This is a genomic window from Micromonospora maritima (genome assembly GCF_902825405.1).
GTDB lineage: Bacteria > Actinomycetota > Actinomycetes > Mycobacteriales > Micromonosporaceae > Micromonospora > Micromonospora maritima.
Genome location: NZ_CADEAU010000675.1, coordinates 1 through 2,428 on the forward strand (window position 1 = coordinate 1; position 2,428 = coordinate 2,428).

The 2,428-nt window shown below is 75.6% G+C and carries 2 protein-coding genes and 1 pseudogene; 1 reads left to right on the top strand and 2 read right to left on the bottom strand.

Annotated elements, in window-relative coordinates; genetic code table 11:
* Positions 1-91: pyridoxamine 5'-phosphate oxidase family protein (locus tag HUW36_RS35375; protein ID WP_425487284.1), on the bottom strand; the 91-nt coding region annotated here is incomplete at its 3' end.
* 56 nt (positions 92-147) lie between these two features.
* Positions 148-798 (bottom strand): annotated as a pseudogene (locus HUW36_RS30905) (GntR family transcriptional regulator); the annotation flags it as partial.
* 102 nt (positions 799-900) lie between these two features.
* Between HUW36_RS30905 and HUW36_RS30910 the strand changes: the two are divergent.
* Positions 901-2,352, top strand: coding sequence for an aldehyde dehydrogenase (NADP(+)) (locus HUW36_RS30910; protein WP_174531313.1), 1,452 nt, complete (start codon positions 901-903; stop codon positions 2,350-2,352).
* Positions 2,353-2,428 lie beyond the last annotated feature (76 nt).

Consider the following 2,428-nt stretch of genomic DNA (forward strand, 5'->3'; position numbering starts at 1 on the left):
GCGGGTTCACCCGGATCTGGCGGACCTTGGCCGAGTCGGCGTAGGCGAAGAACCAGAGGTCCCCGTCGAACTCCGCCTCCTGCAGCCCCATCGGGCGGCCTGTTCGTCGAGCACGGCGACGAGCGTGGTGAGCGCGTTCTCGATGTGCTCCCGGGTGAGCCGCTCGGCCAGCGCGGCGTCACCGCTTTCGGCGGCGTCGAGCATCGCCTCGTGCTCGGCGGACTCCTGAAGGAACGTGGCGCGCAGCCGCCAGCCGGCGGTGGCCACGAACGCGGTCAGATCCTGGAGCTGGTCGAGGAAGCCGCAGAGGAACGGGTTGCCGCAGGCCAGGTAGAGCTCGCGGTGGAAGCGCCGGTTGGCGATGCCCAGCCCGGCGGTCTCGCCGCTGCCGACCAGCACCGCCGCGTCGGCGAGCGCGGCGCGGGCGGCGGCGAAGGATCCGGTGCCCTGGGTGGCCAGCCGCACGGCGGCCGGCTCCACCGAGGCCCGCGCGGTGTACAGCTGGCGGACGGTGTCGGCGTCGATCCGCCGGACGCTGACCCCCTGGTAGGCGTTGATCTCGACCAGGCCGCTGGAGTGCAGCTGCTTGAGCGCCTCCCGCACCGGGGTCTTGGAGACGCCGAGCATCTCGGCCAGCTCCCGCTCCACCAGCGGCCGGCCCGGCGCGAGGGTGCCGTCCAGGATGGCCCGGCGCAGCGCGTCACGGACCCGGTCGGCGCGGGATGCGGGTTGCTCCAGGGCCAGTGCGGCGGCCGGAAGGCCCGTGGGGTCCACAGCGGAGGGAAGGGATCGTGGCATGTCAGTATCGTGGTATACCACGATGCCATGCACAAGTCCTCGGCGCGGAATTTCTTCATCTCCCGCTGACCGGCTCGTCACCGACGTGAAACAGGAGCCCCCGTGACCACTGTCGTACCCACCCCCGCAACCAGCACCGCCGACGCCGTGGCGGCCGCCCGCGCCGCCGCCCCGTCCCTCGCCCGCACCCCGCTCCCCGCGCGCGCCGGCCGGATGCGCGCCGCCGCCGACGCGCTGGACGCGCACGCCACCGAGATCGTCGCCCTCGCCGACACGGAGACCCACCTGGGCCCGGCACGGCTCACCGGGGAGCTGGCCCGCACCACCGGGCAGCTGCGGCTCTTCGCCGACGCCGTCGAGGAAGGCTCGTTCCTGGACGTGACGATCGACCACGCCGACCCCCAGGCGACGCCGGTCCCCCGGCCCGACGTACGCCGGATGATGCGCCCGATCGGGCCGGTCGCCGTCTTCGCGGCCAGCAACTTCCCGCTGGCGTTCTCGGTCGCCGGCGGCGACACCGCTTCCGCCCTGGCCGCCGGCTGCCCGGTGGTGGTCAAGGCGCACGAGGGGCACCCCCGCCTCTCCGACCTGGTCGGCCGGGTGCTCGCCGACGTGCTGCCGGCCGGCGCGGTCGGCGTGCTGCACGGCCGGGCGGCCGGCCGGGAACTGGTCACCGACCCGGCCGTGCGGGCGGTCGGCTTCACCGGCTCGGAAGCCGGCGGCCGGGCGCTGTACGACCTGGCCGCCGCGCGCCCGGACCCGATCCCCTTCTACGGCGAGCTGGGCTCGGTGAACCCGGTCGTGGTCACCCCGTCCGCCGTGGCCGCACGCGGCAACGCGGTGGCGGCCGGCTACGTCGCCTCGTACACCCAGGGTCTGGGGCAGTTCTGCACCAAGCCCGGGCTGCTCTTCCTGCCGGCCGGGCACGGCCTGGAGCCGGTGTTGGTCGACGCCGTGCGGGCCGTGGCGGCGGGCCCGCTGCTGGGCGACTGGATCCGCAGCGGCTTCGACGCCGCTGCCGCCGCACTGGCCGCGTTGCCCGGCGTCCGCTCGCTGGTGCCACCGGTGGCCGGCAGCGGACACACCGCCGCACCGGCACTGCTCAGCATGCCCGCCGCGCGCTTCCTGGCCGAGCCGGCCGCCGCCCGGGAGTGCTTCGGGCCGGCGTCGCTGATCGTCGAGTACGCCCACCCCGCCGAGCTGCTGGCCGCCCTGAACACTGTCCCCGGGGCGCTGACCGCCACCGTGCACACCCAGCCGGGCCACGACGACGACCTGGTCCGCGCGGTGCTCGACGTGACCACCGAGCGGGCCGGACGGATCATCCTCAACGGCTGGCCGACCGGGGTGGCGGTCACCTGGGCGATGCACCACGGCGGGCCGTGGCCGGCCACCACCGCGCCGCTGCACACCAGCGTCGGGGTGGCCGCCATCCGCCGGTTCCTGCGCCCGGTGGCCTATCAGGACGTTCCCGCCGAGCTGCTCCCCGAGGCGCTGCGCGACGGCAACCCGCTGGGCCTGCCGCGTCGGGTCGACGGGGTGCTCGCGGTCTGACCCTCCCGCCGTCACCGACGTTCCAGGGCGCCCCGGTCGATCCGGCCGGTCCGGGGCGCCCGGGCGGCGTCGCGCT